Origin of the sequence: Azohydromonas sp. (assembly GCF_035325925.1) — a bacterium.
In the GTDB taxonomy this organism is placed as follows: Bacteria; Pseudomonadota; Gammaproteobacteria; order Burkholderiales; family Burkholderiaceae_C; genus Calidifontimicrobium.
The window spans coordinates 1-14557 of the sequence record NZ_DAOKZA010000064.1; the positions used below are offsets into that span (position 1 = coordinate 1).

Annotated in this window: 13 protein-coding genes and 1 other RNA gene; 6 read left to right on the top strand and 8 right to left on the bottom strand. The window is 68.4% G+C overall.

Translation table 11 applies throughout. From position 1 onward, the window contains the following. The 6 genes from PKC53_RS17020 to gyrA all read right to left on the bottom strand — a co-directional run. Window positions 1–912, bottom strand: a 912-nt coding sequence (locus tag PKC53_RS17020; protein WP_324430778.1) for a S1 RNA-binding domain-containing protein, incomplete at its 3' end; no start/stop codon positions are given. Between the two features lie 154 nt (window positions 913–1066). Beyond that, window positions 1067–3091, bottom strand: coding sequence for a bifunctional 3-phosphoshikimate 1-carboxyvinyltransferase/cytidylate kinase (locus PKC53_RS17025; protein WP_324430780.1), 2025 nt, complete (start codon window positions 3089–3091; stop codon window positions 1067–1069). Window positions 3092–3145: 54 nt separating this feature from the next. Next, entirely contained in the window at window positions 3146–4015 is an 870-nt protein-coding gene (locus PKC53_RS17030) for a prephenate dehydrogenase/arogenate dehydrogenase family protein (RefSeq protein WP_324430781.1), read from the bottom strand. Further along, window positions 4016–5119, bottom strand: a complete 1104-nt coding sequence (pheA, locus tag PKC53_RS17035) for a prephenate dehydratase (protein WP_324430783.1) — start codon at window positions 5117–5119, stop codon at window positions 4016–4018. 63 nt (window positions 5120–5182) lie between these two features. Next, window positions 5183–5740 carry a hypothetical protein gene (locus PKC53_RS17040; RefSeq protein ID WP_324430785.1) on the bottom strand — a complete coding sequence of 186 codons (558 nt, stop codon included), beginning with the start codon at window positions 5738–5740 and terminating at the stop codon, window positions 5183–5185. Continuing rightward, the gene (gyrA, locus tag PKC53_RS17045) at window positions 5737–8382 is read right to left on the bottom strand and encodes a DNA gyrase subunit A (RefSeq protein ID WP_324430787.1); all 2646 of its coding nucleotides are present in this window, start codon (window positions 8380–8382) and stop codon (window positions 5737–5739) included. The genes PKC53_RS17040 and gyrA overlap by 4 nt, the downstream gene beginning before the upstream one ends. A 270-nt stretch (window positions 8383–8652) precedes the next feature. Between gyrA and ompA the strand changes: the two genes are divergently transcribed. The 6 genes from ompA to PKC53_RS17075 all read left to right on the top strand — a co-directional run bounded on the left by ompA (window position 8653) and on the right by PKC53_RS17075 (window position 13154). Continuing rightward, entirely contained in the window at window positions 8653–9330 is a 678-nt protein-coding gene (gene ompA / locus PKC53_RS17050; protein ID WP_324430789.1) for an outer membrane protein OmpA, read from the top strand. A gap of 149 nt (window positions 9331–9479) precedes the next feature. Next, window positions 9480–10178 carry a bifunctional 2-polyprenyl-6-hydroxyphenol methylase/3-demethylubiquinol 3-O-methyltransferase UbiG gene (ubiG, locus tag PKC53_RS17055; protein ID WP_324430791.1) on the top strand — a complete coding sequence of 233 codons (699 nt, stop codon included), beginning with the start codon at window positions 9480–9482 and terminating at the stop codon, window positions 10176–10178. Next, the gene (gene gph / locus PKC53_RS17060; RefSeq protein ID WP_324430800.1) at window positions 10175–10879 is read left to right on the top strand and encodes a phosphoglycolate phosphatase; all 705 of its coding nucleotides are present in this window, start codon (window positions 10175–10177) and stop codon (window positions 10877–10879) included. The genes ubiG and gph overlap by 4 nt, the downstream gene beginning before the upstream one ends. Window positions 10880–10931: 52 nt before the next feature. Continuing rightward, window positions 10932–11292, top strand: a transfer-messenger RNA (tmRNA) gene (gene ssrA, locus PKC53_RS17065). A 348-nt stretch (window positions 11293–11640) separates the two neighbouring features. After that, window positions 11641–12240: a type IV toxin-antitoxin system AbiEi family antitoxin domain-containing protein gene (locus PKC53_RS17070; protein ID WP_324430793.1), complete on the top strand. Its 600-nt coding sequence runs from the start codon at window positions 11641–11643 to the stop codon at window positions 12238–12240. Further along, window positions 12237–13154: a nucleotidyl transferase AbiEii/AbiGii toxin family protein gene (locus tag PKC53_RS17075; protein WP_324430795.1), complete on the top strand. Its 918-nt coding sequence runs from the start codon at window positions 12237–12239 to the stop codon at window positions 13152–13154. The genes PKC53_RS17070 and PKC53_RS17075 overlap by 4 nt, the downstream gene beginning before the upstream one ends. Before the next feature lie 3 nt (window positions 13155–13157). Here the strand turns inward: PKC53_RS17075 and PKC53_RS17080 are convergent, their stop codons facing one another. Both PKC53_RS17080 and PKC53_RS17085 read right to left on the bottom strand, forming a co-directional pair. Continuing rightward, complete coding sequence (locus PKC53_RS17080) at window positions 13158–13595, bottom strand: LacI family transcriptional regulator (protein ID WP_324430797.1); 438 nt, start codon at window positions 13593–13595, stop codon at window positions 13158–13160. Further along, the coding region (locus tag PKC53_RS17085) for a recombinase family protein (RefSeq protein ID WP_324430799.1) at window positions 13592–14557 on the bottom strand (966 nt) is incomplete at its 5' end. The genes PKC53_RS17080 and PKC53_RS17085, both read right to left, overlap by 4 nt.

A 14557-nucleotide genomic window follows, 5' to 3' on the forward strand; every position in this document is an offset into this window, starting at 1 on the left:
CTCGACGAACGCGCCGTAGTCGGCGATGTTCGTGACCTTGCCGAACAGGCGCGTGCCCGCCGGGTAGCGACGCGCGACGCCGAGCCACGGGTCGTCGCCCAGCTGCTTGATGCCCAGGCTGACGCGGTTCTTCTCGGCGTCGAACTTGAGCACCTTGGCGTCGAGCTCCTGGCCGACCTGCACCACCTCGGTCGGGTGGCGCACGCGGCGCCAAGCCATGTCGGTGATGTGCAGCAGGCCGTCGATGCCGCCGAGGTCGACGAAGGCGCCGTACTCGGTGATGTTCTTGACCACGCCGTGCACGATCGCGCCCTCGCGCAGCGTCTCCAGCAGCTTGGCGCGTTCCTCGCCCATCGAGGCCTCGACGACGGCGCGGCGCGACAACACGACGTTGTTGCGCTTGCGGTCGAGCTTGATGACCTTGAACTCCATCGTCTTGCCCTCGAACGGGCTCATGTCCTTGACCGGCCGCGTGTCGATCAGCGAGCCGGGCAGGAAGGCGCGGATGCCGTTGACCAGCACGGTCAGTCCACCCTTGACCTTGCCGTTGACGGTGCCGGTGACGAAGTCGCCCGACTCGAGCGCGTTCTCCAGCGCCATCCACGACGCCAGGCGCTTGGCCTTGTCGCGCGACAGGATGGTGTCGCCGTAGCCGTTCTCGAAGGCGTCGATCGCGACGGCGACGAAGTCGCCGACCTGCACCTCGACCTCGCCCTGGTCGTTCTTGAACTCGTCGATCGGCACGTAGGCCTCGGACTTCAGGCCCGCATTGACGACGACGTAGCTGTGTTCGATGCGCACCACCTCGGCCGAGATCACCTCGCCGGAGCGCATGTCGCGCTTGCGCAGGCTTTCCTCGAACAGCGCGGCGAACGATTCGCCGCCCGTGGTGACGGATTGGACTTGAGACATGGAGTGGTTTCCTGGGAGCCGGTGCGCATCGCGGCGATGCGCCGGCGTTGGGTGCAACCTGGGGTTGCGGGTTCGGGTTGGACACCCGGCGGCCGGTGGCGCCTTGCGGCGCCTGCGGAGGCCGTCGGACCTGGGGCCCGTCGCAGCGGCCGGATCAGCCGCCGTCGACGAACGGGCTGCACTGGCTCCACCACGCGAGCACCTGCGCGACCGACCGGTCCACGCTCAGTGCCGAGTTGTCGAGCAGCAGCGCATCCTCGGCCGGCCTCAGGGGCGCCACGCTGCGCGAGCGGTCCCGCGCGTCGCGCGCCTCGAGGTCTGCACGAAGGGCGGAGATGTTAGCTGAAATCCCCTTTGATATCAATTGCTTATACCGGCGCTCGGCGCGCTGGGCGGCGCTTGCGGTGAGGAACACCTTGAGTCGCGCGTCGGGGAACACGACGGTGCCCATGTCGCGCCCGTCGGCGACCAGCCCCGGCGCGCGGCGGAACGCGAGCTGCAGGTCGTGCAGCGCCTGCCGCACTTCGGGCAGCACCGAGATGCTCGACGCCGTCGAGCCCACCGCCTCGAGGCGCAGGTCGGCGCTGACCTCGGCGTCGTCGAGCCACAGCGCGTCGCCGTCGAAGCGCAGCCGCAGACGGTGCGCCAGCGCGGCGAGCGCCTCGCCGCTGGAGGTGTCGACGTCGCGGCGCATCGCCGCCAGCGCGAGCGCGCGGTACAGCGACCCCGAGTCGAGCTTGTGGAAGCCCAGTGCGCGCGCGACCTCGGTGGCCAGCGTGCCCTTGCCCGAGGCGGTCGGGCCGTCGATCGTGATCACCGGCACGTGGCGCGGCTCGGTGCGCGCCAGCGCGAACAGCGTCTCGAAGTAGTCGGGGAAGGTCTTGCCGACGCACTTCGGGTCGCGGATGCGCACCGGTACCGGGGGCTGCGCACCGGCCAGCGGGTTGAACGCCGCCAGCGACAGGCTCATCGCCATGCGATGGTCGTCGTAGGTGTCGATCGCCGCGGCGCGCCACGCGCGCGGCGGCGTGATGCGGATGTGGTCGTCTCCGGCGTCGACCGCGGCGCCGAGCCTTGTGCACTCGGCGGCCATCGCGGCGATGCGGTCGGTCTCCTTGACGCGCCAGCTGGCGATGCCGGTGAGCGTCGACGGGCCGTCGGCGTACAGCGCCATCACCGCCAGCGTCATCGCCGCGTCGGGGATGGGGTTGCAGTCGAGCGTGAGCGCGCGCAGCGGCCAGGCGCCGCGGCGCACGACGACGCGGCCGGGCTCGCAGTGCACGTCGGCACCCATCGCACGCGCCGCGTCGACGAAGCGCATGTCGCCCTGGATCGACGCGCTGCCGACGCCTTCGACGACGATCGGCGCGTCGGTGGCGGCGATCGCGCCGAGCGCGACGAAGTACGACGCGGACGACGCGTCGCCCTCGACCCAGATCTCGCCCGGGGTGCGGTAGCGGCTGCCGGCGGGGATCGTGAAGCGCTGCCAGCCGTCGCGCTGCACCGCGATGCCGAAGCGCGCCAGCAGGTTCAGCGTGATCTCGACGTAGGGCTTGGAGATCAGTTCGCCGACGACCTCGATCGTCACGTCGCGCGCGTCGGCGGCCAGCGGCAGTGCCAGCAGCAGCGCGGTCAGGAACTGGCTCGAGACGTCACCGCGCACGCGGATCGGCACCTCGACGGCGAGCCGGCCGCCGGGCTCGCCGCTCACGCGCAGCGGCGGGAATCCGGGGCTGCCGAGCTCGTCGATGCGGCAGCCCAGCGGGCGCAAGGCGTCGACGAGGTCGCCGATCGGCCGCTCGTGCATGCGCGGCACGCCCGACAACTCGAAGCGGCCGCCGTGCAGCGTCGCCAGCACCGCCAGCGCGGCGGTGAGCGGGCGCATCGCGGTGCCGGCGTTGCCGAGGAACAGGCGCGCGTCGTGCACCGTCAACCGACCGCCGACACCGTGCACGCGGGTCGCACCCGCATCGCGCTCGATGCGGCAACCCAGCGTGCGCAGCGCGTCGAGCATCACCGCGGTGTCGTCCGAGTCGAGCAGGCCGTGCACGGTCGTCGAGCCTTCGGCCAGTCCGGCGAGCAGCAGCACGCGGTTGGAGATGCTCTTCGATCCGGGCAGGCGCACGGTGCCGGCGGCGCCGGTCAGCGGGGGCAGGTCGAGGTGGGCAATCGTGTACATGCGCAGGCGTTGCGACCGCAGGGGTCGCGGACGCGGGGCGGTGGGCGGATGGGGTCAGCGGCGCGTGTTCATCGTCCACTGCGCGCGCTCGTCGGAGGCGCCGCGGATCAGGTCCTCGAGCGCCTCGGCGTTGCCCGAGCGCATCACGTGCTCGAACGCGTCGAGCGTGTGGCGGAAGCGCTGCGACTGCTTGATGACCTCCTCGCGGTTGGCGAGCAGGATGTCGCGCCACACCGCCGGGTCGCTCGCGGCGATGCGTGTGAAGTCGCGGAACCCCGGGCCGGCCAGCGAGAGGAAGTCGCGTCCGGCCGGCTGGCGGGCGATCGCACTGAAGTAGGCAAAGGCGAGCAGGTGGGGCAGGTGGCTGACGGCGGCGAACGCCGCGTCGTGGTTCTCCGGCGACATCTTCAGCACCTGCGCCCCGATGGCCGCCCACACGTCGGTGGCCTTCTGCACCAGTTCGGGCCGCGTGCGCGCGATGGGCGTGAGGATCACCTGGCGCCCGGCGTACAGCCCCGCGTCGGCGTGCTCGATGCCGGCGACCTCCTTGCCCGCGATGGGGTGGGCCGGCACGAACGACGGCACGCGGTCCTTCAGCGCGCGGCGTGCCGCGTCGACGACGTCGCGCTTGGTCGAGCCGACGTCCATCACCAGCACGCCGGGGTCGATCAGGTCGCGTATCGCGCGAAAGGTCGTCTCGCTGGCGGCCACCGGCACCGCGATCAGCACGATGTCCGACCCCGACACCGCGAGCAGCGCCGACTCGGCGGCGACGTCGATCACGCCCATGCGCTTCGCGCGCTCGGTGGTCGACGGCGACTTGCTGTAGCCGACGACGCGCCTGACCAGCGCGTGGCGCCTGAGCGCCAGGGCGAACGAGCCGCCCATCAGGCCGCAACCGATCAGGCCGAGCTGTCGGAACATTCAGTGCACGTCGAGCGGGTACGTGCCCAGCAGCTTGAAGTACGCGCACTCGGCGCGCAGCGCCTTCAGCGCGGCATCGACCTGCGGCTCGTCGGGGTGGCCCTGCACGTCGATGTAGAAGTAGTACTCCCACTGGCCCGAGCGCGCCGGGCGCGACTCGAAGCGCGTCATCGACACGCCGTGCGCCTTCAGCGGTACCAGCATGTCGTGCACTGCGCCGGGGCGATTGGTCACCGAGACGACGAGGCTGGTGCAGTCGTGTCCCGAGGCGCGCGGCGCGGGGTGGCGGTCGGGATGGGTGACGATGGCGAAGCGCGTGCGGTTGTGTGCGTCGTCCTGGATCGCCGGCGCGACCACGTGCAGGCTCCACTCGCCGGCGGCACGCTCGCTGGCGATCGCCGCCAGCGAGCCATCCAACGCGGCGAGCCGCGCCCCCTCGGCGTTGCTCGACACCGGTCGGCGCTCGACCGCCGGCAGATGGTTCGCGAGCCAGCCGTGGCACTGCGCGAGCGCCTGCGGGTGCGCGCACACCGCGGCGACCCCGGCCAGGCCGTCCTCGCGGCGCAGCAGGTTGTGCCGCACGTTCAGGCTCGTCTCGCCGATGATGAACAGCGGGGTCGTCAGGAACAGGTCGAGCGAGCGCGCGACCACGCCCTCGGTCGAGTTCTCGACCGGCACGACGCCGAAGTCGGCGGCGCCGGCGGTGGTGGCTCGGAAGACCTCGTCGATGCTCTCGCAGGGCACACGCTCGATCGAACTGCCGAAGTAGCCGAGCGCGGCCTGCTCGCTGAAGGTGCCGGCCGGGCCCAGGTAGGCGACGCGCGTCGGCGTTTCGAGCGCGCGGCACGCCGACATGATCTCGCGCCAGATCGGCGCGATGCTCTCGGTCTTCAGCGGCCCGGGATTGGCGGCCTTCAGCCCGTCGATGACCTGCGCCTCGCGCTCGGGCCGGAACACGACCGAGCCCTCGCGCTTCTTGATCTCGCCCACCGCCTGTGCCAGCAGCGCGCGGCGGTTGAGCAGGGCGAGCAGGTCGCGGTCGACCGCGTCGATCTGCGTGCGCAGCGCGAGCAGGTCAGGGGCGGGCGGTGTCGGGGCGGCCATGATCTGCGGCAAATTCTCGCATGCGCCCCGGCGCCGGGCGCCCGGTGTGCCGCCTCGCGACGGTCAGCGCGGTGCGCTGGCCGGCGCGCCCGGTCCGGCAGCGCCGACGCGCAGGCGCTCGCCGACCGACTGCTGCAGCGCGCGCAGCTTGGGCTCGATCTCGTCGCGCGTATCGGCCACGAGCTTCTCGTTGAGCGCGCGCTGCATGTCGCCGCCGAGCTGCTGGAACTTGCGGTTGACCGGCGACTCCAGGATCGAGACCAGCTGCTTGAGCTCCTCGACGCTGAACTCCTTCTCCAGGATCGGCCCGATCGTCGTCGGCGCGAGCTTGACGGCCTGCTGGCGCAGCAACGGCACCGCCTCGTCGGCGTACTTGCGCGCGTCGGCCTGGATCTCGCGCGCCACCGCCTCGCGCTTGTCCTCGGGCACGCGCGAGCGCAGCGCGATGGCCGCCTGCTGCATCATCATCAGCGCCGGCTGCTCGGCCACCATCCGCGCGGCGTTCTCGATGCCCGGCTGCTGCAGCTGCAGCACCTTCTTCACGAGGTCCTGCTTGCTCTGCGCCCAGGCGCTCGTCGAGGTCGCCAGCACCAGGGCCAGCCCGAAGGTCTTCCACATCATCGGTTCTCCGTGCCGGCGCCGCCGGCGTTGTCGGCGTCGGCATCGCCGCCGCCGGTTTCGTTCGCATCGTTCTCGACGATGCGCTGCAGGCCCGACAGCTTGGCGCCGTCGTCGAGCGCGATCAGCGTGACACCCTGCGTCGCGCGGCCGAGTTCGCGGATCTCGGCCACGCGCGTGCGCACCAGCACGCCGCGGTCGGTGATGAGCATGATCTCGTCGTCGGGGCGCACCAGCGTCGCCGCGACGACCTTGCCGTTGCGCTCGCTCTGCTGGATCGCGATCATGCCCTTGGTTCCGCGCCCGTGGCGCGTGTACTCGGCGATCGGCGTGCGCTTGCCGTAGCCGTTTTCGGTGGCGGTGAGCACGCTCTGCGACTCGTCCTCGGCGACCAGCATCGCGATCACGCTCTGCCCGGGCTCGAGCGCCATGCCGCGCACGCCGCGCGCGGCGCGGCCCATCGCGCGCACGTCGTCCTCGTCGAAGCGCACTGCCTTGCCGCCGTCACTGAACAGCATCACGTCGTGGTGGCCGTCGGTGAGCGCCGCGCCGATCAGGTAGTCGCCCTCGTCGAGGTCGACCGCGATGATGCCGGCCTTGCGCGGGTTGGCAAACTCGTCGAGCGCGGTCTTCTTCACCGTGCCCAGCGCGGTGGCCATGAACACGAAGTGGTCACCGGGGAAGCTGCGGAACTCGCCGGTGAGCGGCAGCACGACGGTGATCTTCTCGCCCGGCTGCAGCGGGAACATGTTGACGATCGGCTTGCCGCGGCTCGCGCGGGCACCCTGCGGCACCTCCCAGACCTTGAGCCAGTACACGCGTCCGCGGTCGCTGAAGCACAGGATCCAGTCGTGCGTGTTGGCGATGAACAGCTGGTCGATCCAGTCGTCTTCCTTGGTCTGCGCGGCCTGCTTGCCGCGCCCGCCGCGGCGCTGCGCGCGGTACTCGGCCAGCGGCTGGCTCTTCACGTAGCCGGCGTGACTGAGCGTGACGACCATGTCGGTCGGCGTGATCAGGTCCTCGGTGCCGAGTTCCTGCACGTTGTGCTCGACCCGGCTGCGCCGCGCGCCGAGCTTGGTCTGGCCGAACTCCTGCTTCAACGCGCCCAGTTCGTCGGCGATGATCACCGTCACCCGCTCGGGGCGCGCGAGGATGTCGAGCAGGTCGGCGATCTGCGCCATCACGTCCTTGTACTCGCCGACGATCTTGTCCTGCTCCAGCCCGGTGAGGCGCTGCAGGCGCATCTGCAGGATCTCGCCGGCCTGTTCGTCCGACAGGCGGTACAGCCCGTCGGGCTGCATGCCGTAGTGGCCGGGCAGTCCCTCGGGGCGGAAGGCGGCGCGCCCGCCCGGCGTCTGGCCCTCGGCGCGCGCGAGCATCTCGCGCACCAGCGACGAGTCCCAGCTGCGGCTCATCAGCTCGGCCCTGGCCACCGGTGGCGTCGGCGAGCGCTTGATGATGTCAATGAACTCGTCGATGTTGGCCAGCGCGACGGCCAGGCCCTCGAGCACGTGGCCGCGCTCGCGTGCCTTGCGCAGTTCGAACACGGTGCGCCGCGTGACGACCTCGCGCCGATGCTCGAGGAAGATCTCGACCAGGTCCTTGAGATTGCACAGTTTCGGCTGGCCGTCGATGAGCGCGACCATGTTGATGCCGAACGTGTCCTGCAGCTGCGTCTGCTTGTACAGGTTGTTCAGCACCACCTCGGGTACTTCGCCGCGCCGGAGCTCGATGACCACGCGCATCCCGGACTTGTCGGATTCGTCCTGGATGTGGCTGATGCCCTCGATCTTCTTGTCGTTCACGAGCTCGGCGATGCGCTCGAGCAGCGTCTTCTTGTTGACCTGGTACGGGATCTCGTCGACGACGATCGCCTGGCGCTGGCCGCGGTCGATGTCCTCGAAGTGGCAGCTGGCGCGCATCACCACCTTGCCGCGCCCGGTGCGGTAGCCCTCGCGCACGCCGTTCAGGCCGTAGATGATCCCGGCGGTCGGGAAGTCGGGCGCCGGGATGATCTCCATCAACTCGTCGACGGACGCTTCGGGGTTCTTCAGCAGGTGCAGGCAGGCGTCGACGACCTCGTTGAGGTTGTGCGGCGGGATGTTCGTCGCCATGCCCACGGCGATGCCGGCACTGCCGTTGACCAGCAGGTTCGGCAGCTTCGTCGGCAGCACCAGCGGCTCGGTCTCGGAGCCGTCGTAGTTGGGGCCGAAGTCGACGGTCTCCTTGTCGATGTCGGCCAGCATCTCGTGCGCGATCTTGGCCAGCCGGATCTCGGTGTAGCGCATCGCCGCGGCGTTGTCGCCGTCGACCGAGCCGAAGTTGCCCTGACCGTCGACCAGCATGTGGCGCAGGCTGAAGTCCTGCGCCATGCGAACGATCGTGTCGTAGACCGCGGTGTCGCCATGCGGGTGGTACTTGCCGATGACGTCGCCGACGATGCGCGCGCTCTTCTTGTACGGCCGGTTCCAGTCGTTGTTCAGCTCGTGCATCGCGAACAGCACGCGGCGGTGCACCGGCTTCAGGCCGTCGCGCGCGTCGGGCAGCGCACGCCCGACGATCACGCTCATCGCGTAGTCGAGATAGGAGCGCCGCATCTCCTCTTCGAGCGAGATCGGCAGGGTTTCCTTGGCGAACGAGGTCATGCGGGCAGCGCGAGCCGCCGCCGCGCGGGCGGGGATCGGCGCGATGCGGGGGGAAGGCGGCGATTCTATGTCCCACCGCGCTGTCGCAGCCACGCAACAACCGGGTGTCGCGTTCGATGCGAGCCGCCCAAAATCGAGACGTCTGAGGGCTCTATGGCAGAATGAATTGTCAGTGGTAAGCGCTCGTCAACCCGGGCTGCTTGGCAATCATCTGGCTTCCGGTTTAGACACCACGCAGGAAGTCTGCGGCTTTCCTCGAGAGGAGAATCAATGAAGAAACTGAACAAGGTGGCGATGCTGTTCGCATCGGCCGCGCTTGCCGCGCCGCTGGCCGTGTCCGCGCAGTCGGATTCGAGCCAGCAGTGGCGTGCGGCCGACGGCACGCCCTGGAAGAACGGGACGAACGAGCAGTGCTGGCGCGCGGCAAGCTGGACGCCGGCGACTGCCCACCCTGCCTGTGATGGCGCGCTGAAGCCGCCGCCGCCTCCCCCGCCGCCGCCGCCCCCGCCGCCGCCACCCCCGCCGCCCCCGCCGGCCGCCACGCCGCCGGCTCCCGCGCCGGCCCCGGCGCCTGCGCCGGCCGCGCCGGTCAGCGAGAAGGTGACGTACGCTGCCGACGCCTTCTTCGACTTCGACAAGTCCGTGCTCAAGCCCGAGGCGCGCGCCAAGCTGGACGACCTGGTCGAGAAGACCAAGGGCATCAGCCTGGAGGTGATCATCGCCGTGGGTCACACCGATGCGACCGGCTCCGATGCTTACAACCAGGGTCTGTCGGTGCGACGCGCCGAAGCTGTGAAGGCCTACTTGGTGAGCAAGGGCATCGAGCGCAATCGCATCTACACCGAAGGCAAGGGCGAGAAGCAGCCCGTGGCCGACAATGCGACGCGCGAGGGTCGGGCGAAGAACCGCCGCGTCGAGATCGAGGTCGTCGGCACGCGCAAGCGCTGATCGATCCGTGAGTCGCGAAAACCCCGCTTCGGCGGGGTTTTCTGTTTTCGGCCGAATCGTCGCGCTCGCTGGCGACCCGGTGCGGCGCGATGGGCGGTGCCGTCGCCTCTTCGCTGTGCGCAGTTCCTGCTGCGCATAACATCGGGCCCATGATCAACGCCGACCCGCAGGAACTCGCCAAGTTCAGCGACCTCGCGCACCGCTGGTGGGACCCCGACAGCGAGTTCCGGCCGCTGCACCAGATCAACCCGCTGCGCCTCGACTGGATCGATTCGATCGCGCCGGTGGCCGGGCGTCAGGTGCTCGACGTCGGTTGCGGCGGCGGCATCTTGGCCGAGGCCATGGCCCACCGTGGCGCACGCGTGCTCGGCATCGACCTGGCGAGCAAGCCGCTGAAGGTCGCGATGCTGCACGCGATGGAATCGGGCTGCACCGATGTCGACTATCGCGAGGTCTCAGCCGAGGCGCTGGCCGCCGAGGCGACGGCACGCTACGACCTGGTCACCTGCATGGAGATGCTCGAGCATGTCCCCGACCCGGCGTCGGTCGTGCGCGCCTGCGCGACGCTGGTGAAGCCGGCCGGCTGGGTGTTCTTCTCGACGATCAACCGCAACCCGAAGTCGTTCCTGTTCGCGATCATCGGCGCCGAGTACGTCCTCGACCTGCTGCCCCGGGGCACGCACGAGTACGCCAAGTTCATCCGCCCGAGCGAACTCGCGCGCTGGTGCCGCGACGCCGGCCTGGAAGTCGAGCATACCCGCGGCATGACCTACAACCCGTTGACGAAGCGTTACGCACTCGGCGCCGACACCGGCGTGAACTACCTTCTTGCGTGCCGGCGGACGTGAACGCTGACGCCTTGCGGTCGCCAGCGCCGCGCTTCGCCGCCCGGGCGGTGTTGTTCGACCTCGACGGCACGCTCGCCGACACCGCGCCGGACCTCGGTGGAGCGCTCAACCGCATGCGCGAGCGGCGCGGGCTGGCGCCGCTGCCGATCGACCGGCTGCGCCCGGTCGCCTCGTCGGGGGCGCGGGGCATGTTGGCGGCGGGTCTCGGCAAGGCGCCGACCGATCCCGACTACGATTCGCTGCGCGAGGAATTCCTCGCCGAGTACGCAGCCGCGCTGGACGTGCATTCGCGCCTTTTCGACGGCATCGAGGAACTGCTCGACGCTTTGGCCCGCGACGGGCTCGGCTGGGGCATCGTCACCAACAAGGCGATGCGCTTCACGGCGCCGGTCGTGGTGGGTCTCGGCCTGGCGGCGGCGCGTGTCGTGATCGCCGGCGACACGACGCCGCATGCCAAGCCGCACCCGGCGCCGTTGCTGGCGGCCTGTGCCCGGCTGGCCCTGGCGCCCGAGCGCTGCGTGTATGTCGGCGACGATCGTCGCGACATCGAGGCTGCGCGCGCGGCCGGCATGCCTTCGGTGGCCGCCGCATGGGGCTACTTGGGCGAGGGCGGCGACGTGACGGCGTGGGCCGCCGACGCCGTGATCGATCATCCCCGCGCACTGCTCGGGCTGCTGGCCGCCGCGCCGTCGGCGCGCTGACCGCACCGGGGCTTGAAACCCCTGGCGTTGTCGCCATCTACAATGGCGCCATGGGGCCGACCCGGTTTCGACGTGGGTGCGGATCCGGCGCAGGGCATGCCGAGCACCAGTTCGCTCGTAAATCCACTGGAACAAAGTAACTGCGAACGACGAACGTTTCGCTCTCGCCGCTTAAACACCGGTGAGCCTCTCAACGGTTGGCCGATGGGCCGGGCGCGCGAGCGCTGAGAGGTCATTCACATCGGCTGGCTTCGGACCGGGTCACTCGGGTCGGGGCGAGATTGACGTGACTGGTGGCGTCCGCAGCGTGCTCCTGCGCGGCGGCGTCGCGAGACTCAAATCAGAGAGCTAAGCATGTAGAACTGTCCGATGATGGCTTGCGGACGGGGGTTCGATTCCCCCCGGCTCCACCAATAATGAAACCCCAACCGTTCTCGGTTGGGGTTTTTTCTTGCCCGATCGCGCCGGTTCCCACGTGTTCTTGGGGGTTCCTGCGGAAGCCTGCGGACTTCGCCAGTCAGCCTCTCAGCTCGTTCCGGGCCACATTCCACTCTCTCCTGGCCATTCCTCGCTCCCACCTCGCTCCCTGAAACCGGCCCGAAGTCCGCAAAGGCCATAAGTCAGCGCCATACAGATCAAAGAGTTACGCGCGGACGAATCAAGCGGTTGGATTGCGGCATCGGGGAGCAGAGGAAACCACATTGGTTGTGTTTTGTCGGTATATATTGACAACTACCGACGTAATGCAACATCATGGCAGCATGGAAACTTCGCACCAGACCATTCTGGATCTCGCCGCCCAGCGCGGCCTCATACGCCCGCGCGATCTCGACGCGCTGGGTCTGCCCAGTGTCGCCCTCACGCGACTGGTTCGGCAGGGCCTGCTCGTCCGAGTGGGTCGCGGTCTGTATGCCCGTCCCGATCGCAGCGTATCCGAGCATGGCACGCTGGCCGAGGTGGCCCGCAAACACCCGCAAGCCATCGTCTGCCTGCTGTCGGCTCTGCGGGTGCACGACCTCACCACGCAGTCACCGTTCGAGGTCTGGCTCGCCATTCCCAACAAGGCTCGTGCGCCCAAGATGGATTACCCGCCGCTGCGCATCGTGCGCTTTTCTGGCCCCGCGCTGACCGATGGGATTGAAGAACACCAGATCGATGGCGTGACCGTGCGCGTGACCAACATTGCTCGCACCGTGGCCGACTGCTTCAAGTTCCGCAACAAGATCGGCCTCGATGTGGCGATGGAAGCGCTGCAGGAAGCCTGGCGTGCCAAGCGCGTGAGCATGGACGAACTCTGGCGCTATGCCACGCTGTGCCGCGTGGCCAATGTGATGCGCCCCTACATGGAAAGCCTGTCATGAATGAACGAAACGTGGCGGCATCAGTACGTGCCCGTCTGCTCAACCGCGCCCGCGAGACCAAGCAGGATTTCAACTTGGTCCTCACGCGCTATGCGATTGAGCGGCTGCTGTACCGGATCAGCATCTCGAAGCACGCGGATCAGTTTCTGCTCAAGGGTGCCTTGCTGTTTGACCTGTGGTTCGAAATTCCACATCGCCCAACCAGGGATGCTGATTTTTTGGGATTCGGCTCGGCAGAGCTGCCGCACATCGAAGCCGTCTTCAGGGATATCTGCGCGATCGAAACGCACGACGGCGTGGCGTTTCAACCCGACACCGTGCACGCCGCCGAGATTCGCAAGGAGGCGAACTACGCTGGTGTGCGCGTGACGTTGCTCGGTGTGATCGATGGCGCGCGCTGCCAGATCCAGATCGATATCGGCTTCGGCGACGCCGTGACGCCTGGCCCGGAGGATGTCGAATACCCCGTCATGCTGGCGGAGTTCGCAGCACCCAAGCTGCGGGTCTATCCGCGCTACACCGTGGTGGCCGAGAAATTCGAGGCGCTGTCGTCCCTTGGCATCGCCAACAGTCGCATGAAGGATTATTTCGATCTGTGGATATTGGCGCAGCACACCGACTTCGATGGCGACACCCTTCGCCAAGCGATTCAGGCGACCTTCGGTCGACGTAAAACCGCTCTGACTGGGGAGGTCCCATTCGGCCTCACCGATGCGTTTTCGCAAGATGCGCAGAAACAGGCGCAGTGGCAGGCCTTCCTGAAAAAGAACCGCCTGGAAGCGCTGGCGCTGAATGACGTCATTGCTGCACTGGTCGCGTTCATGCTTCCCGTCATCAAGGCGGCCAATGCCAGCGCGGTGTTTTCAGCCCGCTGGCAGGCAGGTGGTCCGTGGTCGCCTGCAGACGCGGGTTGATTTTCAACGCGGAAGGCCGACTCGCTCCCGCTGCTCATCCCACAGCGCTGGCGGATCAACCGCAAGATCAAACAGCGTGATGTGGTTCGGCAATGCGTCGTCCAGGATGGCGGCCACGATGTCGGGTGCCAGCGTGGTCAGGTTGACCATCCGGCTGACGTAGCTGTTGTCGATGTTCTCCCGCGTGGCGATCTCCTTTAACGACTTCGCTTCCCCCGATTCCAGCATGGCCAGCCACCGATGGCCCCTGGCCAGCGCCAGTTGGATGGAGGTCGGCGCCACGTCCCACGGCCTGACCGGCGCGGTTTCCCCGTTCGGGAGGGTGACCAGCTTGCGGCCACTGCGGCGCTTGATCTGGATCGGCACGGACAGGGTCAGCCTGCCGTCGCTGGTCTGCAGGATGTCCGGCTCGCCGGTCTTCTGGATGCGGATGTCGCTCATGCCAGTGCCTCCTCTTGTTGCTCGACCGGCTCGGGGCGCAGCTCCAGCACCAGGCGTTCGATGCCGTTGGCGCGCAGCCGCACTTCGAGGTCGTTGGGTGACACGATGACTTTCTCGACCAGCAGTTTCACGATTCGGGTCTGCTCGGCCGGGAACAGTTGGTCCCAAATCGCGTCGAGCCGGGTCATGGCCACGGTGATCTTCGCCTCGTCCAAGGTCGGATCGAGCTTGATCGCCTGTGGCAACATCTCACCCAGAAGATTCGGGGCACGCAGGATGGCGCGCAGTTGGTCGAGCACCGCCGACTCGAGTTCAGCGGCCGGCAGTCGCGGCAGGCCCGAGGCGCCCGCGTGCTCCTTGGCGTCGCGCTGAGGCACGTAGTAGCGGTAGCGACGACCATTCTTCTTGGTCGTGTGCCACGGCGACAGCGCCCGGCCATCGTTGCCGAACACGATGCCTTTGAGCAGATATGCCACGGTTGCCCGAGTCGCGTTGCCGCGCACCCGACCATTGGTGGCCAGGATCGCGTGGACGCTATCCCACAGTTCGCGGCTGATGATGGGCGGGTGTTCGGCCTGGTACCACTGGTCCTTGTGCCGCAACTCGCCAAGGTAGGTCCGGTTGCTGAGGAGCTTGTAGATGTGGCCCTTGTCGATCGGTCTGCCCTCGCGGGTCTTGCCGTCTTGCGTGGTCCACGCCTTCGACGTCACGCCATCCAGTTTCAGCTCCTTGACCAGAGCCGTACTGGAGCCGAGTTCAACGAAGCGCTGGAATATGTGCCGGATCAGTTTGGCCTCGCGTTCGTTGGGCACCAGTCGGCGGTTCTCGACGTCGTAGCCCAGCGGTGGCACGCCGCCCATCCACATGCCCTTGCGCTTGCTGGCTGCGATCTTGTCGCGGATGCGTTCGCCGGTGACCTCGCGCTCGAACTGGGCGAAGGACAGCAGGATGTTCAGCATCAA